The organism is Streptomyces pactum, assembly GCF_002005225.1.
Taxonomy (GTDB): Bacteria; Actinomycetota; Actinomycetes; order Streptomycetales; family Streptomycetaceae; genus Streptomyces; species Streptomyces pactum_A.
This window is the reverse complement of the sequence record NZ_CP019724.1, coordinates 4,562,136-4,587,273: the sequence shown is the minus strand read 5'-3', so window position 1 is coordinate 4,587,273 and position 25,138 is coordinate 4,562,136. Positions and strand designations below refer to the sequence as shown.

Annotated in this window: 18 protein-coding genes, 2 tRNA genes and 1 other RNA gene; 13 read left to right on the top strand and 8 right to left on the bottom strand. The window is 73.3% G+C overall.

Annotated features, from left to right (window positions below; translation table 11 throughout):
• Positions 1 to 158 precede the first annotated feature (158 nt).
• The 5 genes from B1H29_RS19430 (at position 159) to B1H29_RS19410 (ending at position 4,099) form a co-directional block, all read left to right on the top strand.
• The gene (locus B1H29_RS19430; RefSeq protein WP_055421998.1) at positions 159 to 1,136 is read left to right on the top strand and encodes an ABC transporter ATP-binding protein; all 978 of its coding nucleotides are present in this window, start codon (positions 159 to 161) and stop codon (positions 1,134 to 1,136) included.
• Positions 1,133 to 1,948, top strand: a complete 816-nt coding sequence (locus tag B1H29_RS19425; protein ID WP_055421999.1) for an ABC transporter permease — start codon at positions 1,133 to 1,135, stop codon at positions 1,946 to 1,948. Before B1H29_RS19430 ends, B1H29_RS19425 begins: the two co-directional genes overlap by 4 nt.
• Before the next feature lie 164 nt (positions 1,949 to 2,112).
• On the top strand, positions 2,113 to 3,351 hold the full coding sequence (locus tag B1H29_RS19420; protein ID WP_055422000.1) for a sensor histidine kinase: 1,239 nt from the start codon (positions 2,113 to 2,115) through the stop codon (positions 3,349 to 3,351).
• Positions 3,348 to 3,962 carry a response regulator transcription factor gene (locus tag B1H29_RS19415; RefSeq protein ID WP_055422001.1) on the top strand — a complete coding sequence of 205 codons (615 nt, stop codon included), beginning with the start codon at positions 3,348 to 3,350 and terminating at the stop codon, positions 3,960 to 3,962. Before B1H29_RS19420 ends, B1H29_RS19415 begins: the two co-directional genes overlap by 4 nt.
• Positions 3,963 to 4,023: 61 nt before the next feature.
• Positions 4,024 to 4,099: transfer RNA gene (locus B1H29_RS19410), tRNA-Gly, on the top strand.
• 101 nt (positions 4,100 to 4,200) lie between these two features.
• On the opposite strand, the gene B1H29_RS19405 is transcribed toward B1H29_RS19410, so the two are convergent.
• The 6 genes from B1H29_RS19405 to ffs all read right to left on the bottom strand — a co-directional run bounded on the left by B1H29_RS19405 (position 4,201) and on the right by ffs (position 13,665).
• Complete coding sequence (locus B1H29_RS19405; protein WP_055422002.1) at positions 4,201 to 5,109, bottom strand: phosphoribosylaminoimidazolesuccinocarboxamide synthase; 909 nt, start codon at positions 5,107 to 5,109, stop codon at positions 4,201 to 4,203.
• Between the two features lie 169 nt (positions 5,110 to 5,278).
• Positions 5,279 to 6,793, bottom strand: a complete 1,515-nt coding sequence (locus B1H29_RS19400) for a N,N-dimethylformamidase beta subunit family domain-containing protein (protein WP_055422003.1) — start codon at positions 6,791 to 6,793, stop codon at positions 5,279 to 5,281.
• Between the two features lie 324 nt (positions 6,794 to 7,117).
• Positions 7,118 to 9,247 (bottom strand): hypothetical protein, encoded by a 2,130-nt coding sequence (locus tag B1H29_RS19395; protein WP_432280069.1) that lies wholly within the window; start codon positions 9,245 to 9,247, stop codon positions 7,118 to 7,120.
• A 322-nt stretch (positions 9,248 to 9,569) separates the two neighbouring features.
• The gene (gene purD, locus B1H29_RS19390) at positions 9,570 to 10,823 is read right to left on the bottom strand and encodes a phosphoribosylamine--glycine ligase (RefSeq protein ID WP_055422004.1); all 1,254 of its coding nucleotides are present in this window, start codon (positions 10,821 to 10,823) and stop codon (positions 9,570 to 9,572) included.
• Positions 10,824 to 11,068: 245 nt separating this feature from the next.
• A complete protein-coding gene (locus tag B1H29_RS19385; RefSeq protein ID WP_055422005.1) occupies positions 11,069 to 13,486 on the bottom strand; it encodes a DNA polymerase III subunit gamma and tau in 2,418 nt (805 codons plus the stop codon).
• An 84-nt stretch (positions 13,487 to 13,570) separates the two neighbouring features.
• Positions 13,571 to 13,665, bottom strand: an RNA gene (gene ffs, locus B1H29_RS19380) — signal recognition particle sRNA small type.
• A 74-nt stretch (positions 13,666 to 13,739) separates the two neighbouring features.
• Between ffs and B1H29_RS19375 the strand changes: the two genes are divergently transcribed.
• A tRNA-Ser gene (locus tag B1H29_RS19375) sits at positions 13,740 to 13,827 on the top strand.
• A 330-nt stretch (positions 13,828 to 14,157) separates the two neighbouring features.
• Here the strand turns inward: B1H29_RS19375 and B1H29_RS19365 are convergent.
• Positions 14,158 to 14,370, bottom strand: a complete 213-nt coding sequence (locus B1H29_RS19365; protein WP_234393202.1) for a hypothetical protein — start codon at positions 14,368 to 14,370, stop codon at positions 14,158 to 14,160.
• 656 nt (positions 14,371 to 15,026) lie between these two features.
• The gene (locus tag B1H29_RS19350) at positions 15,027 to 16,466 is read right to left on the bottom strand and encodes a hypothetical protein (RefSeq protein ID WP_055422007.1); all 1,440 of its coding nucleotides are present in this window, start codon (positions 16,464 to 16,466) and stop codon (positions 15,027 to 15,029) included.
• 395 nt (positions 16,467 to 16,861) lie between these two features.
• On the opposite strand from B1H29_RS19350, the gene B1H29_RS19345 reads away from it, so the two are divergent.
• The 7 genes from B1H29_RS19345 to B1H29_RS19315 all read left to right on the top strand — a co-directional run bounded on the left by B1H29_RS19345 (position 16,862) and on the right by B1H29_RS19315 (position 25,085).
• Positions 16,862 to 17,299, top strand: a complete 438-nt coding sequence (locus B1H29_RS19345) for a hypothetical protein (protein ID WP_079160318.1) — start codon at positions 16,862 to 16,864, stop codon at positions 17,297 to 17,299.
• 268 nt (positions 17,300 to 17,567) lie between these two features.
• Entirely contained in the window at positions 17,568 to 18,470 is a 903-nt protein-coding gene (locus B1H29_RS19340; protein ID WP_055422009.1) for a phosphorothioated DNA-binding restriction endonuclease, read from the top strand.
• 597 nt (positions 18,471 to 19,067) lie between these two features.
• On the top strand, positions 19,068 to 19,823 hold the full coding sequence (locus B1H29_RS19335; RefSeq protein ID WP_055422010.1) for a Crp/Fnr family transcriptional regulator: 756 nt from the start codon (positions 19,068 to 19,070) through the stop codon (positions 19,821 to 19,823).
• A 103-nt stretch (positions 19,824 to 19,926) separates the two neighbouring features.
• Positions 19,927 to 20,931 carry a hypothetical protein gene (locus B1H29_RS19330; protein ID WP_107095400.1) on the top strand — a complete coding sequence of 335 codons (1,005 nt, stop codon included), beginning with the start codon at positions 19,927 to 19,929 and terminating at the stop codon, positions 20,929 to 20,931.
• Positions 20,928 to 23,465 (top strand): hypothetical protein, encoded by a 2,538-nt coding sequence (locus tag B1H29_RS19325; protein ID WP_055422011.1) that lies wholly within the window; start codon positions 20,928 to 20,930, stop codon positions 23,463 to 23,465. Before B1H29_RS19330 ends, B1H29_RS19325 begins: the two co-directional genes overlap by 4 nt.
• Positions 23,458 to 24,507: a hypothetical protein gene (locus B1H29_RS19320; RefSeq protein WP_055422012.1), complete on the top strand. Its 1,050-nt coding sequence runs from the start codon at positions 23,458 to 23,460 to the stop codon at positions 24,505 to 24,507. Before B1H29_RS19325 ends, B1H29_RS19320 begins: the two co-directional genes overlap by 8 nt.
• Complete coding sequence (locus tag B1H29_RS19315; RefSeq protein ID WP_055422013.1) at positions 24,504 to 25,085, top strand: Pycsar system effector family protein; 582 nt, start codon at positions 24,504 to 24,506, stop codon at positions 25,083 to 25,085. The genes B1H29_RS19320 and B1H29_RS19315 overlap by 4 nt, the downstream gene beginning before the upstream one ends.
• Positions 25,086 to 25,138: the final 53 nt, after the last annotated feature.

The following is a 25,138-nucleotide window of genomic DNA, read 5'->3' as shown; positions in this document are numbered from 1 at the left end:
GGGAATCAGACCCCGGTCCTCCAAGGACCGGGGTCTTTTCGTGCGCCCTGTGATTCCGGAGCCGGAGGAAGACCGGTCGGCCTCCGTCTGACATTTGTCATGCCGGGTGATGACGGGCCGCACTGTCGTCCGGCCCGGGAGCCCGGAAAGCTTGGGGCATGCAAACAAACGGACACGAGCACGTGATCGAGGTCACCGACCTGCGACGTGTGTACGGGGGCGGGTTCGAGGCCGTGCGCGGAATCGACTTCTCCGTGCGCCGCGGAGAGGTCTTCGCCCTCCTCGGCACCAACGGCGCCGGCAAGACGTCGACGGTCGAGCTGCTGGAGGGCCTCGCCGCTCCGGCCGGCGGCCGGGTGCGCGTCCTCGGGCACGACCCGTACACCGAGCGGGCCGCCGTACGCCCCCGCACCGGGGTCATGCTCCAGGAGGGCGGCTTCCCGTCCGAGCTGACCGTCGCCGAGACCGCGCGGATGTGGGCGGGGTGCGTGAGCGGGGCCCGACCGCCGGCGGAGGTGCTGGCGATGGTCGGGCTGGAGGCCAAGGCCGGCACCCGCGTGAAGCAGCTCTCCGGGGGCCAGCGGCGCCGCCTGGACCTGGCGCTCGCGCTGCTCGGCGACCCCGAGGTGCTCTTCCTCGACGAACCCAGCACCGGACTGGACGCCGAAGGCCGCCGGGACACCTGGGAGTTGGTGAGCGCACTGCGCGACGGCGGTACGACGGTGCTGCTGACCACGCACTACCTGGAGGAGGCCGAGAACCTCGCCGACCGGCTCGCGATCATGCACGACGGCCGGATCGCCGCCACCGGGACCCCGGCCGAGGTGACCGCCGCGCAGCCGTCCCGGATCTCCTTCGAGCTGCCCACGGGCTACTTCGTGGGCGACCTGCCGCCACTCGCCGAGCTGGGCGTCAGCGGTCACGAGGTCGACGGCCGGACGGTCAGGCTGCGCACCCGTGAACTCCAGCGCGCCGCCACCGGGCTGCTGGTGTGGGCCGGCCAGGCCGGGGTGGAACTGCGCCGCCTGGACGTGCGGTCGGCGTCGCTGGAGGAGGCGTTCCTGGGGATCGCGAAGGAGGCGTCCGCGCGGACGGCCGAGGGTACGACGAAGACGACGAAGGAGTACGCGGCATGAGCGCCACGACCACCGAGCACTCCCCGGCGCGCGCCGCGAACGTCCCGGACACCACGGCGATGGGGCGCATGACCGCCCTCGCCCGGGCCGAACTGACCCTGCTCGGGCGGAACAAGGGCACCGTCTTCGCCGCCCTCTTCGTGCCGCTGGTGCTGCCGTTCAGCGTCTGGTCGGCGTCCAAGGAGATGGACCTCGCCGAGGCCGGGCTGACCACCGGCACGCTCGTCCTGCCCGCCGCGATCGGCTTCTCGCTGCTGTTCGCCGTTTACTCGGCCCTCGTCGGCGTCTTCGTCGTCCGGCGCGAGGAACTCGTTCTCAAGCGGCTGCGCACCGGTGAGCTGCGGGACGTCGAGATCCTGAGCGGGTCCGCGATGCCGGCCGTGCTCAGCGGGCTCGTGCAGAGCCTGCTGCTGGCGGCCGGCTGCTTCGCCCTGCTGGACCTGTCCGCACCGTCCGCGCCCCACCTGGCGGTGCTCGGCCTGCTGCTCGGTCTCGTGATGTGCGCAGCCCTCGCGGCGGTCACCGCGAGCTTCACCCGCACCGGTGAGAGCGCACAGGTCACGCCGCTGCCGTTCACTTTCGTCTCGATGCTCGGCTCGGGCATGTTCGTCCCGCTGGAGCTGTTCCCCGACCGGCTGGCCTCCTTCTGCGAGCTGCTGCCGCTGACCCCCGTCGTCACCCTGGTGCGCGGCGGCTGGACCGGCGACCTGTCGGCCTACGAGGCGCTGGGCGCCGTGGCGACGGCGGTGGCCTGGACCGTGGTCGCGGTGTTTGCTGTACGACGGTGGTTCCGCTGGGAGCCGCGGCACTGACGTACGGGACGTACGGGACGTACGGGGCTTGCTGGACCTGCGGGGCTTGCGGGACCTGCGGGGCTTGCGGGGCTTGCGGGGCTTGCGGGAACAGGACCGAGGCCCGGAGCCGGGACAGGACCCGGGCCACGGTCGGGATCAGGGAGAGCGGGGCGAGCGAGGGCATGCGCAGGCCGAGGCGCTGGTGGGGGCGGAAGAGCACGCCGGCGAAGGTGGAGACGTACACGCGGTGGTCGTTCCACTTCTTCGGAGTCATCGAGATCCTCGTGATCGTCCTGTCCGCCGTCGAACGGGCCGGACCACGGCTCGCGACCGGGTTGGCCCTGGCGGCCGTCGCACACGCCGCGGTCTGCATGCTGGTCGCCTCCCGGTCCCTGGACTGGACCCTCGCCCGGCGGGCGCAGCCGGTGCGGCTGCTGTGGGTGCTCGCCCTTCTCACCTCGGTGATCGCCGTCGGCGCGGTCGGTCTCGCGGAACGCGGACCGAGGGGCGACGCCGTGGACAGCGTGGCGGGGACGGTCTTCAGCGTGGTGCTGTGCTTCGGCGCCGGCGTCATCGCCCTCGGGGTGCGGGACCGGCGGCGGGTGGTCGCCCTCGTCGGCGGCTTCGCGCTCGGCGGCGGGGTCGTGTCCTTCCCGCTGGGCCTGCCGGGCCTCGCCGCGCTCGCGATGGCGTGCAGCGTGCTGGTGGGGGGCGCGTTCCTGGCCTTCACCTCGATCTTCTCGGTCTGGCTGCTCAACGCCGTCTACGCACTCGACGAGGCCAAGGAGACCCGCACCCGGCTCGCGGTCGCCGAGGAGCGGCTGCGCTTCGGGCGGGACCTGCACGACGTGATGGGCCGGAACCTGGCCGTCATCGCGCTCAAGAGCGAACTGGCCGTCCAGTTGTCCCGGCGCGGTCGGCCCGAGGCGGAGGAGCAGATGATCGAGGTGCAGCGCATCGCCCAGGAGTCGCAGCGGGAGGTCCGGGACGTCGTACGCGGCTACCGGGAGGTCGCCCTGGAGGTCGAGTTGGCCGGCGCCCGCGGTGTGCTCTCGGCGGCCGGCATCGACTCGGAGGTCACCGGCGAGACGGCCGGGCTGCCGGCCGAGGTGCAGTCGGCGCTCGGCTGGGTGGTGCGGGAGGCGACCACGAACGTGTTGCGGCACGGCAACGCGGAGAAGTGCGCCGTGACGGTACGGATTACGGAGGGTCGTGTGGTGCTGACGGTGGAGAACGACGGGGTGGCGGAGGCGACCGGGGCAGGGCCCTCGGGCGGCTCCGGACTCGCGGGGCTGCGGGAGCGGCTGTCCGCGGTGGACGGCACGCTGGAGGCGGGGCGCGCCGGCAAGGACGTGTTCCGGCTCACGGCCGAGGTGCCGCTGCCGGCGGACGGCCCGGCAGTGCTGGAGGCCGCGTCGTGACGACCCCGGTGCGCGTGCTGCTCGCCGACGACGAGCACCTCATCCGCGGGGCTCTGGCGGCCCTGCTGTCCCTGGAGGACGACCTCGTCGTGGTCGCCGAGGCGGCCACCGGGCCGGAGGCGCTGGCGATGGCGCGGGCGCACGACCCGGACGTGGCCGTACTGGATCTCCAGATGCCCGGCGCGGACGGTGTGAAGGTCGCCACATCCCTGCGGTCCGAGCTGCCCGGCTGCAAGGTGCTGATCGTGACCAGCCACGGGCGGCCCGGCCACCTGAAGCGGGCGCTCGCGGCGGGTGTGCGCGGGTTCGTCCCCAAGACGGTCAGCGCCCAGCGGCTCGCCGAGCTGATCCGCGCGGTGCACGCCGGAAACCGTTACGTCGATCCCGAGTTGGCCGCCGACGCGATCTCCGCCGGCGACTCGCCGCTGACCGCGCGCGAGGCCGAGGTGCTGGAGCACGCCGCCGACGGGGCGCCCGTCGCGGAGATCGCCGAGCGCGCCGCGCTCGCGGAGGGGACCGTGCGGAACTACCTGTCGTCGGCCGCGAGCAAGCTCGGCGCCGAGAATCGGCACGCGGCGGTACGGCTCGCGCGGGAGCGGGGTTGGGTATAGTGGCTGTCGCGCCACGGCGAAGGCCACGACATCCGTCTACGGCTTCCGATCAGGGCGCAGTGCGAACGTAGCTCAGTTGGTAGAGCGCAACCTTGCCAAGGTTGAGGTCGCGAGTTCGAACCTCGTCGTTCGCTCCACACGAGAAAGCCCCCGGCTCCGGCCGGGGGCTTCTTCGTGTCCGCCGTCCGCCGTCCGCCGTCCGCCGTCCGCTTCGGCGTAGTGGCGTGCTCGGGCGGGCTTACGACCAGGTCAGGCCGGTCAGGCGCTCGTACGCCTCCACGTACTTGGCGCGGGTCGCGTCCACGACCTGCCGCGGCAGCGGCGGCGGGGGCTGCTCGCTCTTCCGGTCCCAGCCGGACTCCGCCGAGGTCAGCCAGTCCCGGACGAACTGCTTGTCGAACGACGGCTGCGCGCGGCCCGGCTGCCACTGGTCGGCCGGCCAGAAACGGGAGGAGTCCGGGGTGAGCACCTCGTCGCCGAGGACGAGGTCGTCGCCGTCGGCGCCCGCGAAGCCGAACTCGAACTTGGTGTCCGCGAGGACGACGCCGCGGTCGCGGGCGATGTCCCGGGCGCGGGAGTAGACGGCGAGGGTGGCCTGGCGCAGGGCGGCCGCGGTGTCCGCGCCGACCTGCCGGGCGACCTCCTCGTAGGAGACGTTCTCGTCGTGCTCGCCGACTTCGGCCTTGGTGGCCGGGGTGAAGATCGGGGCGGGCAGCTCCGAGCCGTCGACGAGGCCCTCGGGCAGGGCGAGGCCGCAGACGGTGCGGGTCTGCTGGTACTCGGCCAGCCCCGAGCCGGTGAGGTAGCCGCGGGCCACGCACTCCACCGGGACCATCCGCAGCGACTTGCAGACCAGCGCGCGGCCCTCCCAGTCGGCGGGGGCGCCGGGGGGCAGCCCGGTGCTCAGGACGTGGTCCGGGACCAGGTCGGCGAGCTGGTCGAACCACCACAGGGAGAGCTGGGTGAGGACCCGGCCCTTGTCGGGGATCTCGGTCGGCAGCACCCAGTCGTAGGCGGAGATGCGGTCGCTGGCGACCATCACGAGGTCGCCCGCCTCGTTCTGGTACAGCTCGCGCACCTTGCCGGTGTGCAGATGCACCAGACCCGGAACCTGGATCGGCTCGGGCTTTTCGACGAATCCGGACACGGTTCCTCCCCGTGGTTCTGTCCAATGTCTCCGATTGTCCCGTACGGGCGGGCGATCGGGGACGGCGGGTCGTCCGGGTGCGGTGGGGGTGCGTGCCGGTGTGGGTGGGGGTGCGGATGGGGATGCGGATGGGAGCCCGGGTGCCGGGCGGGTGCGGGCCGGGTTCGGGTCAGTCCCGTTTGCAGATGCGGTCCAGGAGGTTGGCGGTGGCCCGCTGGACACGGGGGTCGACGTGGCCCGGGCGGTCCAGGGCCGGGGACCAGGCGAACGTCCCGGACGCGAAGACCCAGGCGCCCGACGGCGCCCGGTACAGCGACGTCTCCTGGTGCCGCCGGGCACCCTCGGCGTCGGTGTACGGGCTGTGCGCGAGCAGGACGCGCTCGTCGTGCTCGGGGAGCGCGGTGCGCGGGAAGTACCGGTCGGCCTCGCCCGCGACCAGGTCCTCGATCTCGTCGCCCTCGTGGGCGCCGGTGGCCTCCCAGAACCAGTGCCCGGCATTGCGGACGATCACCGGGTGCGGTTCGGGGACGCGGCCGGCGTACTGGATGCCGAGCAGTTGCTGCTCGGGACGGTCGACCTCCCGCCACAGCACCGGCCGGCCCGGGCCCCGGCGCTTGCGGCAGGTCAGCAGTCGGTCGGGGGTGCCGGACGGGGAGGGGGCCAGCTCCACCTGCCAGTACATGGTGTTGGCGGAGAGGAAGACCAGGGACGTGCCGTGCTCGCGGGCGAGTTCGGTGGTGCGGCGCATGGCGGCGGACCAGTACTCGTCGTGCCCGGGGAAGACGAGGCCCCGGTAGCGGGTGGGGTCGACGCGGCCGGAGTGCAGGTCGCGGGCGTCGGCGTAGGCGAGGTCGTAGCCGTAGCGCTCGGCGAAGCGGATGAAGTCGTAGGCGTGGCCGACGTGGAGGGGGAGGCCGGCACCCGCGTACGGACGGTCGAAGGAGACGGTCGTCGCGGCGTCGGCCTCGCCCAGGAGCCGGCCGTCGTCGTCCCAGGCGTGGTACAGGCTGGCGCCGGTGCGGCCGTCCTCCGGGTAGAGGTTGTACGCCTGCCAGGTGATGTCCGGCAGGAGGAGCAGGAGGTCGGCGGGGTGGCTGTCGCGGACCGTGAAGGGCACGTGGGAGCGGTAGCCGTCGACGGTGGTGAGGACGGCGACGTACGCGCCGATGTTCCAGTACGACGGGATCTGGAGCCGCCAGGACAGCCACCAGTGGTGGCAGGAGACCGTGCGGTCGGCGGTGAGCGGAGGGGGCTGGACGATGCCGGACAGGCGGGGGCTGGTGGTGATCTTGGCGGCGCCGTCACCGCCGTAGTGGCCGATCCGGTAGACGTCGACGCTGAACTCCTGGGGCGGGTCGACGGTGATGTGGAAGTCGATGGCCTCGCCGGGGGCGGCGGCTCCGGTGGCGGTGAAGCCCTTGATCTGGCGGCGGACGTCGTCGGCGGCGCGCGGGCCGACGACGTCGGTGGGACGCCCCCGGGCCCCGGTGCCGGTGCCGGTGCCGGTCCTGCCGTCCGGGTCCGGTAAGGCTTCCTGGTCCGCGTACCAGGCGACGACCTGGCCGGTATCGCCGAAGTACGTCTCGCCGCCGCGCAGCCAGGGGACGGGCCCCTGTCCGAAGGGATCCGTCACGGCATGCGCGAGTGCTCCCGACTCCCAGCGGCGGATCTGCTCGGGCCCCATGGGACAGTCCCCTCCCTCGTGCCCCCGTGGTCGTGCGTATGACGAACGCCTTTGCCATGTGCGCGATCGGTCCCAGCACATCACATTTCGCGCGCGTGCGGTCACTGTTCGTTGCGAAGTGGCCTGAAGTGGAATCAGAGGGTCCGATTCGTCGCTCCTCCGTGGTCCGGTTCGGCGCGGTCCAGTCGGGTGCGGTCCGGTCGGGTGCGGTCCGGTCGGGGTTCCGACGCGGTCCGCTCGGCGCGGTTCGGTTCGGGGTTTCGACGTCGGTCCGGTGCGGCGCGGTTGGGTTCGAGGTTCCGACGCGGCAGTCCTGCGGGGCGGTCAGACCAGGCGCACCGGCTTCTCCGGGCGTATGCCGAGCTCGGTCATCCAGGCGCGCAGGGGGCCCGGGTCGCCCGTCTCGACGAGGCTGCGGACGCGGGGCGCCAGATCCACGGTGCGGGCGCCGTCGACTAGGAGGGACGGTCCGTCGAGCCAGTCGAGGCCGGGGGCCGCGCCGGCGGTGTCCATCGCCGCGCAGCACACCATCGCCGTGATGTGGGCGGTGAGGATCTCGCGGCCGGTGCGCGGGGGCTGCAGGGGGAGGAGGGGCAGCGCGCGGTCGTCCCAAAGGGCGGTGTCGGGGCCGGCCGGTGCCGCGGCTTTCTGGGCGGACCGGGACCCGGTCGGCTGCGCCTGCGCCTCCTCGCGGGCCAACTGCGCACTGAGCCCGGCGGCCAGCGCGGCCCCGCGGGCGGTGGTGCCGACGAGGTCGTCATCGTCGGCGGCGGCGTGGTCGGCGGCGGCGTGGTCGGCGGCGGCGTGGTCGGCGGCGGCGTGGTCGGCGGCGGCGTGGTGATCCGAGTGATCACCGCCGGGGGACTCCGCGTCGCCGTGGGCGCCGAGGTGCTCGGTGTGGTCAAGGCTGGGCTCGGGTCCGCCGACAGCCTCGGTGCCGGACGCCGACCCGCCGACGCCCTCCATGCCGGACGCTGGCCCCTCGAAGGCCTCGGTGCCAAGTCCGAGCTCCGCGTCGGTGTCGGGCCCGGGCTCGTTCGCCGTTCCGGGGCCGGTGTGGGCGTCGGTGCCGGTGTCGGTGCCGGTGTCGGTCTCGGTCTCGGTGCCGGTGCCCGTGCCGGTGCCCGTGTGGGTGTCGGCTGGGGCTGTCCGGTTCCGGCGGGTGGCGGGGGCGTCGGCGGACGGGGCGTGGGTCGTCGTGAGGTGCTCCAGGACGCGGGCCAGGGTCGGGCCGTCCGTGCCCGGTGCCGCGCCTTCCGCGGTGCGGCGGACGCCCAGGGTGTCCAGGACGCGGTGGAGGCGGGCCGCGTCCGTGCGCCAGGTCCGGTCGACGACCTCCTCGGGATAGTCGTCCCACCCCACCGGCGCCCAGTCCGGTCCGGTCTCGGCGGGCCCGCCGTGGAACAGGCGCGCGGCGAGGAGGGAGACCGCCTCGTCCATCAGCCCGGGCTCCTCCAGCAGGTCGCAGGCGGGACGCTCGCCCAGACGGGAGGCGAAGCCCTCGGCCAGGCGGTCGCGGCGGGACAGCTCGGTGAGCGCGGCGACCACGCCCACGTCCAGTCGGGAGGGCCAGCGGCCCATCCGCCAGGCGGGCAACGCCACCCGGGTCAGCAGCCGGTCCCAGCCCGCGTAGGCGAGCCCGACCTGCTCCTGCGCGACGATCCGCAGGCCGTAGTCCACAGCCTGTGCGCGCTCCGCGGCCGCGGCCGCCACCCCTCGCTCCATCTGGGCCGCGTGGACGCGGCAGCCGCGCAGCAGGAGCCGGCACACCCGGCCGAGGCCCGCGCACAGCACCCGGGCCAGCGGACCGCGGCTGTCGGACGAGGCCACCGCCACCGCGGCGTCCAGGCCCCGTATGAAGCGACGGGCCGCGGCTATGTCGGGGTGCGCCGAAGGGCCCGCACCGGCGACGACCGGGGCGAGGACGGCGCGCAGCTCACCCACGCGCATCCACCACAGGAAGGGCGATCCGATGACGAGGACGGACGCGGCGGCGGGCCGGCGGCGGGCGGGTCCGCCGATGCCGGCCACGTCGTCGTGCTCCTCGACGGGCGGCGGGCCGTGGGCCGGGTGGGTGCGGTCCTCCAGCCAGCTATCGCAGTCCGGCGTGAGGGCTATCGCGGAGGGGGCGGGGACGTCGAGCCGGTCGGCCAGGTCGCGCACCATCCGGTAGAGGTCCGGCGCCGACTCCTCGGCGATCGTGACCGTCGGGGTCACGGCGGGCCGGGAGCGGGCGACGACCAGGGCGACTCCGGCGGCGGCCACCAGGACGAGAAGCGCGAGCGCGGACACCACCCAGCGGGCCGTGTCCCAGCCCCCGCCCGCGAGGTGCCCGGTGGAGCCGCCCACGAGCAGGATCACGGCGGCCGCGGCGGGCAACAGCGCCACGGCCAGCGCGCGGCTGCGGACGCGCAGCACGGCCAGCGCACGAGAGCGCGCTGCCCGCGCGCCCATCTCCACATCACCGATACCGGTCACGGCCGGACCTCACCCCCTCCTTGCTGCCCTGGGCTTTCCCGCTGCTCTCCGGCTCTTGCTCACTCCCCCACTGTGGCACCCACCACTGACATCGCAATGTCGGTGGGCCAAGTGCCGGAACGCTTGCGCGGCACCATAGTTGGGGCCTCGGTGCCCGTCAGCCGTATGGCTCATCGGTCACTCGATGGAATGGCTTTGGGGAAAGGTGGATGACGGACAGCAAGGATCAGGCCCCGGCTCCTAGGACGGAGCCGGGGCCTGTCGGGTTCGGTGCGCGGGCGTGTTCCGCCGGGCCGGGTCAGGTGCCCGCGGCCGCCTTCGCCGCGATGTCGGTGCGGTGCTGGGAGCCGTCGAGGCCGATGCGGGCGACGGCCCGGTAGGCGCGGTCGCGGGCCTCGGTGAGGTCGGTGCCGGTGGCCGTGACGGACAGGACCCGGCCGCCGGCGCTGACGACGGCGTCGCCCTCGGCTCGGGTGCCGGCGTGCAGGACGTAGGCGTGCGGGGCGTCCTCGGCGGCCACCTCGTCGAGGCCGGTGACCGGGTCGCCGGTGCGCGGGGTGCCGGGGTAGTTGTGGGAGGCGACGACCACGGTGACGGCCGCGTCGTCGCTCCAGCGCAGCGGCTCCAGGTCGGCGAGGTTGCCGGTGGCGGCGGCCATCAGCAGACCGGCGAGCGGGGTCTTGAGGCGGGCCAGTACGACCTGGGTCTCCGGGTCGCCGAAGCGGGCGTTGAACTCGATCACGCGGACGCCGCGCGAGGTGAGCGCGAGACCGGCGTACAGCAGTCCGGAGAACGGGGTGCCGCGGCGGCGCATCTCGTCGACCGTCGGCTGGAGGACGCTCTGCACGACCTCGTCGACCAGCTTGGGGTCGGCCCAGGGCAGCGGCGAGTACGCGCCCATGCCGCCGGTGTTCGGGCCCTCGTCGCCGTCGAGCGCGCGCTTGAAGTCCTGGGCGGGCTGGAGCGGGCGCACGTTCTCGCCGTCGGTGACGGCGAAGAGGGAGACCTCGGGGCCGTCCAGGAACTCCTCGATGACGACGCGGTCACACGCGTTCGCGTGCGCGCGGGCCGCCTCGATGTCGTCGGTGACGACGACGCCCTTGCCGGCGGCCAGTCCGTCGTCCTTGACGACGTAGGGCGCACCGAAGGCGTCGAGGGCCGCGTCGACCTCGGCCGGGTTCACGCAGACGTACGAGCGGGCCGTCGGGACGTCGGCGCCGGCCATGACGTCCTTGGCGAAGGCCTTGGAGCCCTCCAGTTGCGCGGCCTGCCCGGAGGGGCCGAAGACCGGGATGCCCGCCTCGCGCACGGCGTCGGCGACCCCGGCGACGAGGGGCGCCTCCGGCCCGACCACGACCAGCTCGGCACCGAGCCGGGTGGCCAGCGCGGTGACGGCCGCGCCGTCGAGGGCGTCGACCTGGTGCAGTTCGGCGACCTCGGCGATACCGGCGTTGCCGGGTGCGCAGTGCAGCGCGGTGACGTCGGGGTCGAGGGACAGGGAACGGCACAGGGCGTGTTCGCGGGCGCCGCCGCCGATGACAAGGACCTTCACGGGGTGAAGCCTAATGGGAACGGGCCGGTGCGGTTTGTGCGGGCTTCCGAAGGAGCGGGGCGCGGGGTCTTGTGCGTTCCTCCAGTCCGGGCCCGGGACCGCCCGGCCCCGCACCTCCCACGGCCTCCTGCTCGTACGGGGTCCTGCTCCCGCGGCTTCCTGCTCGTACGGGGTCCGCTCGTACGGGATCCGCTCGTACGGACCTACCCGCGCGCGGGTCCACTCGCACGGGAGCTACGCGGGATCTACTCGTGCGGGATCTCCTCGACCACCGACGCGCCAAGCTCCCGCACCAGGAGTTCCTTGCCGGAGAGGGCCGACTCGTCGAGGTCGGGGTCGTCGTCCTCGGGGATGTCGTCCTCGGGGGAGACCGGGCGCGGCTCGGGGGCCGGGGGCCGGGGCGCGGGAGCGGACTCGGGTCTCGGCGCGGCGGGCGCGGACGGCTCGGGAGCCGGGGCCGGAGCCGGAGCCGGGGCCGTGGGCATGGGCCCCGACGGGCGCTGTGCGGGCGCACCGCTTCCGTAGCCGCCGCCGCCGCCACCGCCGCCACCGCCGAAGCCGCCACCGGATCCGCCGTAGCCGCCGGAGGGGCCGGCAGGGGGCGGGGGTGCCGAGCCGCCGGAGGGATCGACGACCGCATCGATCTTCCACTGCACGTTGAACTGCTCGGACAGGGCCTGCCGCAGCACGTCCTCGCTGCCGCTGCTCATGAAGTTGTCGCGAGCGCCGGCGTTGACGAAGCCGATCTGGAGGGATGTGCCGTCGAAGCCGGTCACCTGGGCGTTCTGGCTGAGCAGGATCCAGGTGAACCGGCGGCGGTTCTTGACCGCCTCCAGGATGTTGGGCCAGATCGTGCGGGGGTCGACTCCCGCACCCGGCGGCGGAGAGGCGGGTGCCGGACCGGGTGCCGCGGCGACCGGTGCGGGTACCTGGGCCGCGGCCGGGCCGGGGGCCGAGCCTGGAGCCGAGGCGGGAGCGGCTGGTTGCCCGGACTGACCGCCGCCCGCCGGTGCCGCCGTGGGCCACCCGCCGGGGCGCCGGCCGCCACCCGCGGGAGCCGCGGTCGGCCAGGCGCCGGGAGCGGGTGCGGAGGCAGGCGCCGCGGCGGGGGTGGCGGGAGACGCCGAGGCGGGGACTGCGGGAGTCGCCGGGGCGGCGGGAGTCGCCGGGGCGGCGGGAGTCGCCGGGGCGGCGGGAGTCGCCGGGGCGGCCTGGGGCTGTCCGCCTCCGGCGGGACCGCCGCCGTCGCCGGCGGTGGGACCCGCACCGGCAGGCGCGTCAGCGGGCGGACCGCCCTGGCCGCCCACCGGGGCGCCGCCACCACCGCCCACCGGGGCACCGCCGGCGTTACCGGGCCCTGGCGCACGTACCGCCGCCCGGGCAGCGGCGGGACCGCCGCCCGGCGGGACCGGGGCGGCGGCTGCCGCGGCGCCGCCGGCACCGGCGTGCGCCTCGGGACCTGGGGCGTATCCCATGGCGGGCGCCCCCGCACCCGCCGAGAACCGCACACCGCGCTCGATCCGGTCCAGGCGCGCCATCACCGAACGCTCGTCGCCGTACGCGGCGGGCAGCAGCACGCGGGCGCAGATCAGCTCGAGCTGGAGGCGGGGCGAGTGGGCACCGCGCATCTCGGTGAGCCCCTCGTTGACGATGTCGGCGGCGCGGCTCAGCTCGGCGGCGCCGAACGACTGCGCCTGGGCCTGCATCCGCTCGACGACGTCGGCGGGGGCGTCGATGAGCCCCTTGTCCGCCGCGTCGGGCACGGCGGCGAGGATCACCAGGTCGCGCAGGCGCTCCAGCAGGTCGGTGACGAAGCGCCGCGGGTCGTTGCCGCCCTCGATCACCCGGTCCACGACCTCGAAGGCGGCCGAGCCGTCCCCTGTGACGAACGCCTCGACGACCGAGTCGAGCAGCGAGCCGTCGGTGTAGCCGAGCAGGGCGGTCGTCATGTCGTACGTCACACCGTCGGCACCGGCGCCCGCGAGGAGCTGGTCCATGACGGACATCGAGTCCCGGACGGACCCGGCGCCGGCCCGCACCACCAGCGGCAGCACGCCGTCCTCGACCGGAATCTCCTCCTTGCCGCACACCTCGGCGAGGTAGTCGCGCAGGGTGCCGGGCGGCACGAGGCGGAAGGGGTAGTGATGGGTCCGCGACCGGATGGTCCCGATGACCTTCTCGGGCTCGGTGGTCGCGAAGATGAACTTCAGATGCTCCGGGGGCTCCTCGACGACCTTCAGCAGGGCGTTGAAGCCCTGCGGGGAGACCATGTGGGCCTCGTCGATGATGTAGATCTTGTACCGGCTGGAGGCGGGCCCGAAGAAGGCCTTCTCGCGCAGGTCGCGGGCGTCGTCCACGCCACCGTGCGAGGCGGCGTCGATCTCGATGACGTCGATGGAACCCGGCCCGGTGCGCGCCAGGTCACGGCACGACTGGCACTCGCCGCACGGGGTGGAGGTGGGGCCCTGCTCGCAGTTCAGACACCGCGCCAGGATCCGGGCGCTGGTCGTCTTGCCGCATCCGCGCGGACCGCTGAACAGGTATGCGTGATTGACCCGGTTGTTCCGCAGCGCCTGCTGCAGCGGGTCAGTGACATGCCCCTGACCGATGACCTCGGCGAAGGACTCCGGGCGGTAACGGCGGTAGAGCGCGAGAGACGACACGCATACGAGGTTATAGGCGCCCACCGACAACCGGTCCGCCCCGGGAAGCCCGGCCACCCCGACAAGCCCCACCGCCCCGGGAACGCAGGCGCCCCCCACGCACCCGCCAGAGCCAACCTACCCTTGCTGCCTTCCGGCCCTGGGGGAGTTCAGTCAGATAGCGCCGCGTGAGGGGCTGGGCCACACGTTACCCGATGCGGGGCCCTGAGAACGAGTTCGCAAGCACTCCTCGACGTCATGTAATGTTCTCTGCGGAGGATTCGCCTAGAGGCCTAGGGCGCACGCTTGGAAAGCGTGTTGGGTTCACACCCTCACGAGTTCGAATCTCGTATCCTCCGCCAGTGCCTCACCGGGCACTTGAAGGCCCCGACCGGGAAACCGGCCGGGGCCTTCTGTTTGGCGGCGATCAGCGCATCGGGGAGGCGAGTGCCGCCCGCTCGCCGACGGTGGCGATCCGGTCACGGTACTGATCCCGGATTCACGAGCGCCCGCTCGAAAGCCGTACGCCGCACCGGATCAGGTGTTCCCTCAATGCCTGCTTGGATCTCCGCGACCGTGATGGCCCTCAGATAGAGGGCAGGAGACGGCCGAGCGAGCCCAGGCGACGGCGGCCGGGACGGGCCTCGACCGGGTGGTGATCTCGGCGACCACGTTGTTGTCGAGCAGATAGATCACTCGCCGCCCGCCACATCGTCGGAGGACCGCTGGCCGAACTCCAGACCCTCGAACGGGGCCGCCGTAAGCCGCTCAAGGAACCCGTCGCTGCTCAGGGTCGCCCAGCGGTGAAGCATGTCGGACAAGGCATCGATGTCGGTATCGGCGAGCTCGGCAGCGAAGTGCCCAAGCTGTTGCTCGGACAGGGACTCCCGGATCTCCCTGATCATCCGTAGCGGATGGGGCTGAGGACGAATGCCTCGGGTCTGCGCAGCGGGAGCGGCAGATTCGGGGCAGTGCTCATGATCGGCTCCTCCACGCTGTGGTTTCGGGGTCATGCCTGAAGACCGCCCTGGGCCGGGCGGTCCTGGAGAGGGTCGGAAACGCCACGAACCCGAGCTTTGACGGGAACATCCGCCGAGTCGCGCCGGCTGTGTCCGCGGCCGCCGTCTGCCAGCGACAGCAAGACCTCTTCGGCTGGAACCATCTGAACGGAACTGCCGCGCTGGACACGATGAGGGAGCGCCGCCTGTAGCCGGTTTCCTGACACGTCGCGTGCACTGCGGCATCGGTACGTGGCGAAGATCAGATGTCGTCCCCTCAACCGAAGGTAGCGAATGACGCAGAGCTCATCCGCCCGAGCCGGACATTTCCACATGGGGCGTTTGTCCGAGGGTCGGCCCCAGGCCCTGGACGCCTGGCGTTTCACCACAGACGATGCCGATGTGGCCGCCCGTGTCGCCGGCTTCCTGGGTGGCGGACCTCGGACCATCGAAGGGGAAGGAGGCGGTTCTGCCTACGACGTGCTGACGAGCCGCGAGAGCGTACGCACTCTGCTGGCTTGCGTGAGCCCCCGGTCGGACAGTCCGCTTCATGAAGCGCGAGGCTAGTAGTCCCGGCGCTTCCTCCGGCCCCAGGCGCGTTGGAGCCAGGCGAGCCCATCGGTCCGCGACTGCGCTCGCGGCTCGTGGACATGAAAGTGCACGTCTCCCATCTGCCCCGCCTGTACGGCGGGGCCGTGGATGGTCCCCGACAGGTCGTTGTCTGTTCCGGCCGTGGCGCCCGCGCCGGTCTCCGTGTCTCTGCTGGTGTTCGCGTCCTCGCACGGGGGCGGCGAGTCCGTGGGGCGCATCGCCTGGATGCGCCCGGCGGAATAGCCCCTGCCGCGCGAGATGCATTCGGAGAGTTCCAGCGACTCGACCGCGCAGGGACCCATTTCGTCCCGGACTGCCTTCCTGCACGCCTCCGCCAGCCCCGGCCTGGTGTCCAGCCATCGTTCCGTCTCAGTCAGCTCCGCTTGCAGGGCGGCGAGTTGGGCTTCTCGCTCAGCCTTCGCGTCCTGGCTCTCCGGGACGTAGTGCAGCTCCGCGGGTGGGTCAGCGGCCTCCCGCAGGGCGCGCTTGACCTTCCCGACCTTCTTGTCCAGACCGCGCCAGTCGACCTTCCTCGGGTCCGCGCGGACCGCGCGAGCGATCTCCGTCAGGAAAGCCTGCGCGGTCTGTTCGGCGGCGTCCGCACGGATCAGCTCCGCGAGGTTTTCCGACCATGTGCGGTGCGCCTCGGGGGCGACGTGCGCGACCAGCGTCAAGTGGTGTCGCAGCCCGTCGATCTGCTTGCGAACGGCGTCGACTTCCAGCAACCGCGCCATACTCGTCGGTGGGTTCTCGACCTTCCGCCGCTCGTGCCGCCCGGACCCATGCCGAGGGAAGCGTTCCACGAGGCGGGTGAGACGCACCCGCTCCCGCAGCCAGAAGTCGTCCCCTGGCGAGTAACCGGGGTGCGACGCGATCCTCTTGCACAGCTTGTAGAGGCTTGTCTCCGGGCGTAGCTGGATCAGCATGTCCACCTCCTCCCGGAGACAGAGCACGAGAACGGCGGGGAGCCGCCTCTCGGTGATGCCGAAGAACTCGGCGCAGCGGGACACCGCCTCGGTCCACGCGGCCTGCTGCACATCCTCCGGGTACGGCGGACGTGCGACCGGAATGCCTCTCCAGGCATCATCGGGGGTCAGGACTCGGGTGTGCGTGAAGTCGCCGCAGTCGTCGAGCGTCAGGTTCTTCCAGAACAGGGAGCGCGGGCTCTCCAGTGCCGTGTAATACGGCTCTTCCTCCGGATCGTCCACGAAGCAGGGATCGGGGCAGAGCACCGCGATGCGGTGGCCGGTCACGTCGTGGATGCTGGTCCAGTCCCGCGACAGCTCCTCATGGAGGGTTCTGGCCTCCGCGGTGCGTGCGAGGATGACCATGAGCCCGAGATAACCGTCGCGCCGCGCCGCGTCGACGATGTAGGGCAGTGCCTCCCGTGCGTTGACCGGGGCCTTCCACATGACGTCTCCGTTTCCTGTTCCCGTGCGGAGGCAGCGCCATAAGTGCCTTGCAGTCTAGGGCCCTTGGGGACCGTGTGGTGCGTCGGCGCGAGAGCCCGCACTTCGCGCAGGTTGAGTCGAAGCAAGTCCTATCACTGCAGGTCAGGAGCGCTTCCTGCGTTTGTGGTCAGCCTTTGGACAGATCGCCTCGTGAGAGCGCGAGGCTAGTCCATCGACACGGGTCGAATAGACGTCGCAACCTCGGGCCTCACTCGAACAAGGGCTCGTCACGACGTGACGAGCGCACGCGTCAACCAACAGGACGAGACCGCCCTCAGGGCCTTGATGCTCCGAAGCCTCTCCGGGAGGCTGTGAGGCCGACCTAGGGGACCATAACCGAGCAAGGGAGTCCCAGCATGGATCCGATCACTGCAGCGGCCCTCGCCGCGCTGGCTGGCGGTCTCGGCGGCGAAGCCGGACGTCATGCGTGGCAAGGACTCACCACGCTGGTGCAGCGCCCGTTCGGACGAGCGGACGCAGAGGCAACTCAGGGCGACGGGACACCCCAGGTCAGCTCCGGCGAACGGGAAGTCGCCGCGCTGGAGGGAGATCCTGCCGACCCGATGCGCGCGCAGGCACTGGCCACCGCCCTCGGCGCACGAGCGGCCCTTGATGAAGAGTTCCGCCGACTGCTCGATGGGTGGTGGCAGCGAGCACAGGCCAGCCCGTCGGGCGGCGACGTGCACAACAGCATCAGCGGTGGCACCCAGAATGGCCCAGTGCTCCAAGGCCGGGACTTCTCAAGCCTTACCTTCGACATGACGCGCACCACAGCATCCTCCGACAGGGACTGATCGGCAGGAGGCTGGGCCACGCTCGCAGCGCCGCGTCCAGGGGGGGCGTCGCCTCCAGACCGGTCACCCGGACGCGGTCGCCCGCGATGTCCAGTGACGGGGGGAACGCCTTGGGCAGCACCCGTTCTCACCGCTGTGAGCGGTCCTTGGTCGGGTACGCGCGAAAGAGCATGTTCGCGGACTGGTCGACGTTCCGCCGGGCAGTCTGGCGACCGTGTCCGTGCCCGCGCGGGAGGCGCCCCGCGGCGCCTCGCTACGATCGCCCGTCATGGACTGGCTGGAGCGCGCCGCGAGGTTGCGGCAGTGGAGCAGGGGCGGGACGCGTGCCCCGCACAAGCCGCTGCTCCTCCTGTACGCGCTCGGCCGGTTTCGGCAGGACGCCGGCGGGGAGCTGCGCTACGGCGCCGTCGAGGAGGACCTGAAGCGGCTGCTGGCCGAGTACGGTCCGCCGCACGGCACGACGCCCGCCTACCCGTTCCACCACCTGGTAGGCGACGGGGTGTGGGAGGTGCGCACCGATCGCGGGCCCGGGAGTCCCGGCAGTCGCGTGGGTGAGTTGCGGGCGTCGGGGGCCGCGGGACGGCTGGCGCCGGAGCTGCGGGCCGCGCTGCGCCGGGAGCCCTCGCTGCTCGACCGGATGGCGCGGGTGCTGCTCGACCAGCATTTCCCGCCCTCGCTCCACGACGAGTTGTGCGAGGCGGTCGGACTCCGGGCGGAGGCGGATCCGGCCTCGGTCACACCGCTCGTCGCCGGACGCCGGCAGCGGGACCGGCGGATGCGGGAGCTGGTGCTGACGGCCTACGAGTACCGCTGCGCCTTCTGCGGTTACGACGGCCGGATCGGGGCGGTGCCGGTCGGGCTGGAGGCCGCGCACGTGCGCTGGTGGGCGTTCGACGGCCCGGACGACGTCGACAACGGGCTGTGTCTGTGCTCGCTGCACCACAAGCTCTTCGACAGGGGCGTACTCGGCGTCGGGGACGGGCACCGGGTGCTGGTCTCGCAGCGCTTCGTCGGTCACAGCGACGCCGCCCGGGACCAGGTCACCGCGCTCGCGGGACGACGGCTGACCGGGCCGCAGCCGGGCGTCCGCCCCGTCGCCGACGACCACCGGGCCTGGCACGCCGCCAACGTCTTCCACGGCACCCCGCGGCCCGCCGCCGACACCATCTGACCCTTGGGCCACTCGCACAACCGCGCACCCGCGCACCCGCGCACCCGGCCACCAGCGCACACGGCCACCAGCGCACACGGCCACCAGCGCACTCAGGCACCCGCACACCCGGCCACCCGCACACCCGGCCACCAGCGCACTGGGGCACCCGCGCACCCGGCCACTCGCGCACTCAGGCACTCAGGCACCCGGCGCCGTGCCGTCAGGACGCCGGAGGTCCGGCCGACCCGCGCGGACGATACGCGGGCGGAAGGACGCGTGACCGGCGAAGTCCCCGATCGCCCGGGAGCGAACCCGAGTTTTCGCCAACTACGCCTCGGCGGACGCCTCCAGTGGCCGACGGGCCCCGTCGCCCGGCGGTCGCCGCTGACCTGAGGATCAGCGCTGGACACGGGCGGTGAGGGAGGCGTCGCGTACGGTCGCCGAAGGGGTGGGGCGGGCGGGGTGGCGGGACCTGGCGGAGCTCCCGCCAGGCAGTTCCGCCGTTACCGGGCAGTAGAGCGGATGTGGCGCAATTCACTCCCTCCGGTACATCACTCTGTCACCATCAACGCCATCCAAGAACCAGGCGTCCGGACTGCGGCGGGGGGCGTAGCCATGGGACTGCTCGGCGACGAGCTCGCGTTCGCGCAGGCGCTGACCGTCCAGGAGCACGAGGGTGTGATGGCTCTCGGGAACCGGAAGCGCTACCCGGCCGACGCCCACCTTCTGACCGAGGGCGACCGGTCCAGTCATGTCCTGATAATCCTGCATGGCTGGGTGACCGTCTCCGTCGCGACGGACCGGGGTGCCACCCGGCTGATACTCGGCCTGCGCGGCCCCGGTGAACTGCTCGGCGAGATGGCCGCACTGGACCGCCACCCCCGCAGCGCCACCGTGCGCGCGCTGGGCCCGACCGAGGCCCAGGTGATAGGCGGGGACGCGTTCCGCCGCTTCCTCGCCCTGCACCCCCGCGTCAGCGGCCTGGTGATACGTCAGCTCACCTTCCGGCTGCGCAGCGCCGACCAGGAGCGTTCCGCTCTCGCCTCGCTCACCGTGCTGCAGCGGCTGGCCCATCGGCTCATCGAACTGTCGCAGCCCGACACCTCCGGCCCCTACTCACCCTCCCCCTCCCCCTCCTCCTCATCCTCGTCACGGGGCTCGTCCGCCCCGTCGTCCGCCCCGTCCGTCGCCCCGTCCGTCGTCCATCTGGCGCAGGACGAACTGGCCGCCACCGTGGGCGCGACCCGGGAGGCCGTCGCCAAGGCGCTGCGGCTGCTGCGGGCCCAGGACATCGTGCGGACCGGCAACCGGATGGTGGAGATCCTCGACCCCCCGCTGCTCGCCCTCCTCGCGGACGGCCATCGGGAGTAGAGCCGCGCTCCGCCGTGTGTAAACGGCTACAGACGGCCCTCGTCCCGGGCCCGAAGCTGAGGGGACGGCAAGCAGACGGACCGGCACGCGGCAGGGGGCACGGGTGAACGACGACGCCATGGATCTCACCGAGGCACGCTACGAGTTGGTGATCAGCGTCGACGCCAGACGTTCCGGGGAGTACGACGACGTCGACAAGCCGCGCATGCGCGCCCGGATCTACCGCGTGCTGGAGGCGGCGTTCACCCACGCCAAGGTGGCGCGGGACGCCGTGCACATGGAGGACCGCGGCGACGGGGTGCTGCTCGCGGTGGCCAGCCGGATCGCGGTGACCCGGCTGCTCGGCCTGTGGCTGGTCGAGGTGCACGAGAACCTCCGGGACGAGAACCGGGCCCTGCGGGTGCCCCTGGGCCTGCGGATCGGCATGCACGTCGGCCCGGTCCGGCACGACGCCCGGGGCATCAGCGGACGAGCGGTCGACCTCGCTTGCCGGCTGGCCGACTCCCCCGTCGCCCGACGGCTGCTGGACGCCGAGAAGGCCGACCTGGTGCTGGTGGCCTCAAACTCCCTCTACGACGACGTGGTCAGCGGCGGCGGCAAGTTCATCGAGGCAGCGCGCTACGCACCGGCCCGCCTGGAGCTGAAGGAGGGCGAGGTCACCGCCTGGTTCCACCTTCCCGGACGGCCCGCTCCGGAGATCCCGGCCGAGCCGCGGTCGTCCGCGGGTGATCCGTCAACCGCGGGTGATCGGTCAACCGCAGGTGATCCGTCGACCGCAGGTGATCCGTCGACCGCAGGTGATCCGTCGACCGCCGGCAATCCGTCGACCGCCGGTGATCCGTCGACCGCCAGTGGTCCGTCGTCGACGGGCGGTGCGCGCTCGGCCCCGGACACGTCCACCGGTACGGACGGCCGTGCGGACGGCGATGAAGCCGAAGACGACGACGAAGACGAAGCCGAAGACGACCGCACCGCCGGCCGTCGCCCGGAGGCCCGCTACACCGTCCACGGCGACATGTCGCAGCACCACGACAACGTCTACCAGCAGCCCGTGCACATCGGGCGGATCACCGACGGAGCCCGTTCCCGGAAGGAGCGCGGCGAGTGAGCGACGACCAGCGGGCGGACGGCGGCGCCGGCCAGGACAAGCCCCGGAAGGCCGACGCCGCCCGCGCGCCCGGTGCCGACGAGACGCCGAAGCCGAAGCCGCAGGAAAGGGACCGGGGCCAGGCGCCCCGGGCGGACGACGGCAGGGCCGAGGGCGGCGAGGGAGCCGGCGAGGGGAGCGCCGGGGACGCCGCCGAGCAGGAGCGGGAGGAGCAGGAGCGGGAACGGGAGCGCGCCGCCGGACGGTTCAGGGAGCACACCCGTGACCCGCTCGCCGAGGAGCAGGGCGAGGACGCGCCGACCGACCTCGCCGCCGCCGCACGGGCGCGCCGCGCCACCCGCATGCTGTTCGACGCGGGCCGGGACCTGCACAGCTTCGACCGCTCGTACTTCGCCAGCGCCCACATCGGCGACATCCACCTGCGGATGGACGCCCGCCGCTCCGGTGCGGCGCTGCGCGGCGGGCCCGTACCCGAGGAGGAACTGCGCAGGCTCCGCCGGGTCCACGTGGAGCCCGCGGGGTACGTACGGCTGCGCGAGGCGCTCACCGCCCGCCGGCTGCTGGTGCTGGGGGCCGCGCCGGGCACCGGGCGCACCAGCACCGCGCTCTCGCTCCTGGACGAGGTCACCGGCCCGGCGGCGAACGGCACGGAGCCGCGGTCCGCGGCCGGGGCGCGGATCCGGCGGGTCGACCCGGCCGGCGGGACCCGGCGGCTGGCCGACTGCCTGGGCGACGGGGACGAGGAGGCGGGGCACTTCTCCGGCTACCTGTTCGAGCTGTCGCTCACCCGACCCGGGACGTCGGTCCCCGAGGAGATGGACCTCGACGAACTCGCCGCCGCCCTGGCCCACCGGGACGCGTTCGCCGTGGTCGTCGTACCGGTCGGCTCGGCGGCCGATCCGCTGCTGGGCGGGCGGTACGGTGCCCTCTGCCCGCCCGCCCCCACCGAGGAACTGCTCGTCACCCGGCTGCGGGAGCTGCTGGAGGAACACGGGAGTGCGACCGGGGCGGACGGTGGCGGCGCCGCCGGTCTGCTGGCCGACGCGGAGGCCCTCTGGGCCCGGCCGGAGGTCAAGGACGCCGTCGGACTGGACGACCTGCGCCCCGCCGAGGCCGAGGTGCTCGCCTCCCTGCTGGCCGGGCACGTACTGGGGGACCTCGCCTACGAGCAGTTGCTGTCCGACTGCCGCAGCCTCGCCGCCCGCCAGGCCCAGGAGTGGTTCGCCGGGGTGGACCGGGCGCTGGCGGCACCGGCCGGGGACGAGCCGGGCGGTGAACGGCCGGGTGCGGCGAGCCTGTTCCACCCCGTGGCGTTCCGGATCGCGCTCGCCGTACTGGGCGGGGCCTCGCACAGCGCCGTGGCCGCCGCCGCCCACCTGCTGACCTGGGAACTGTCCGTGCAGTCCGACCCGGACCGCACCCCCGCCCGGCCGCTGTTCTGCGACGACCCCCGCGCCGACCTGGCGCTCTCGCGGGCCGACCTCAGGGACGGCCAGGTCGAGGTGGCCGGTGCCGAGGTGGCGTCGCGGCTGATCTGGTACCGGGGGCCGGCCCTGCCCGCCGCGGTGCTCAGCGAACTGTGGGACCGGCACTTCGCCGTCCGGGCCCCGGTGGTGCGCTGGCTGCGGCTGCTGGCCGACGACCCGCGCTCCCAGGTGTGGATGCGGGCCGCGGTCGCCGCCGGGGAGCTGTGCGTACGGGACTTCGACCACGGTTACGCGGAGCTGATCCGCCCACTCGCCGACGCGGCCACGCCCCGGCGCCGGGTCTTCGCGGCCACCGCGCTGGACCAGGCGGCCGGGCACGGCTCGCACCGCCGCATCGTGCACAAGGTGGTCGGCGACTGGAGCCGGTACGGCACCGCGCCGCTGCGCTGGACCGCCGCCATGGCACTGGGCTACGGCAACTCCGCGGCCACGACCGGCGACACGCTGGACGCCCTGGCCCGGATCGCGGTCCGCGGCGAGGGCGACCAGTTGGCGGTCGCCTCCTTCAACGTCGTACGGCTGCTGGCACTCCCGGACGCGGCGGCGGTGCTGCGGCGGATGGCCGACTGGATTCACCACAAGCGCGAGATCCACCAGGACCTGGGGCTGGTGACCACCGTCCGGCTCGCGCTCACCACGGTGGACGAGGTGCTGGTCGACGACTCCGCCTCCCCGCTGGGCGACCGCGGTGACTGGCCGCTGCCGCTCGCCCTCGCCGCCGCCCGCCCCGCACTCGTACGTCCCATGGCCGACCTGCTGTGGACCGCGCTGAACACACCGCGCTCCAAGGAGGTGGCGACGGACGCGCTGGAGACGCTGCTGCGTTCCGCCGTGCGCGCCGACGGCGACGAGTGGACCCGGCCCGGGCTGGCGGCGCTGCTGCCCGCGGTGACCACCGAGGAGCACGACCGTCGGCGGCTGGACTGGCTGCTGCGCCGAATGATGAACGATCCGGAGGATCCGCTCCCCGACGCGCAGGCGCGCTCCCTGTGGTGGCTCGCCGTCGCGTCGCGGGACCGGACGCGCGAGGAGGCACGGCATGGCTGAGGACGTGGACGGGGCGGAGGCCGCCCCGGCGGGCGCGGGCCCCGCGGGTCCCTTCCTGCGGGAGTACGCACCGACCGGCGGGCATCCGCAGGTGAGCGCCCAGCGGGCCTCGGTGCTGTTCTACCGCAACGGCGGGTACAGCGTGGTCACCGTCTCCGGCACCCGGCACGTGGACAAGCGGGCGCTGGCCCGGCCGTACAACCTCTGCGAGATCGCGCTCGGGACCTACCAGACGCGGCTCCAGATGGACCTTCCGGCCACCGGCGGCACCACCTTCTTCAAGGCCGAGGTGGACATCCACTGGGCCGTGACCGACCCCTATCTGGCCGCCGTCGAGGTCGTGACCGACGTCGGCCGGCGGCTCACCGCCCCGGTGCTGGAGCGGCTGCGCGAGGTCACCTCGACCTACCGGGTGACCGAGGCCGAGCAGGCCGACCGGGCCCTCACCCGGGAGTGCGCGGGTGGCCGCTGGGACAGCCTGGGCGCCGAACTCGGGCTGCGGGTGCGGCTGTACGTCCGGCTGCGGGTGGACGACCGGACCATCGAGCACATGGACGAGATCCGCAACGCGCGCGCCTCGGCCGAGCTGACCGGGGTACGCCAGGACGCGTTCCGCGCCATGCTGCGCGGCGGTGACCTGGAGCAGCTCAGCTACATGCTGGCGGCCGACCCCGAGAAGGCCAAGGACTTCCTGGAACAGATCCGCCAGGAGGGCCGGCAGGACGAGCGGGAGCGGGTGGACCGGCTCTTCGCCATGGTCGACAGCGGTCAGATCCAGTCCAACGACGTCGAGACGCAGGCCCTGAACCTCCTCAACCAGGGCCGCGGCCGGCCCATCCAGGGGCCCGTCGGCTCGGTGCCCGCCCGCCGGGAGCCCGCGCGGCTGGAGCCGGCCCGCGCCGAGCCGTTCACCCCGGACTGGGTGGCGGAGGAACCGCCGTACCGGGACGGGGCCGGTACGCGGGAGGACGCCCAGCCCCAGCCGCCGGCCCGCAGACGTCCGCGGGACGACGGCTGGGACTGGGCGGAGGAGGACCGGTGACCGCCGCGGGCGGGGAACCGGCCACTGGGACCACCGCGAGCGGGGGGCGTGCCTCCCCCGACCCGGCCGGGCCTGTGCCGCACGGGGGTCGGCACTGCCCGGACCGGGCGGGGGAGCGCATCGCGGAGTTGCTGCTGAACACGGTCCGCGAGGACCTGGGCCGCGCCGACTCCAAGGCGGCCGTACTGCTGTCGGGGACGCTGGCGCTGCCCGCGTTCCTGCTCGGCTGGCACGGCGCGCCCGGTTGGCAGGGGCTCGTCGACGTGTCGCTGGTGCTCGCCGGGCTGCTCTGGGCGGTCGCCGTGACCGCGCTGGTCGGGGCGCTCATGCCGCGCACCGGCACGGTCCGCGGCGAGGACGGGGTGACGTACTTCGGTGATCTGGCGGCCTCCCGCGATCTCGCGTGGCTGTCCGCCCGGATCGCCGAGGCCGGGCGGGATCCCGCCGGGTGGCTGCTCGTGCAGGCCGTGGACGTCAGCTCGATCCTGACCGCCAAGTACCGGGCCATCCGCTGGGGGATGGGCGCCCTCGCCACCTCCGCGGCCCTGGCCCTGGTCTGGGGCCTGACCACGCGCTGACGACGCGGCCGGATCCCGCACCCGAGACGGAGACGAACCGAGAACCACCGCGA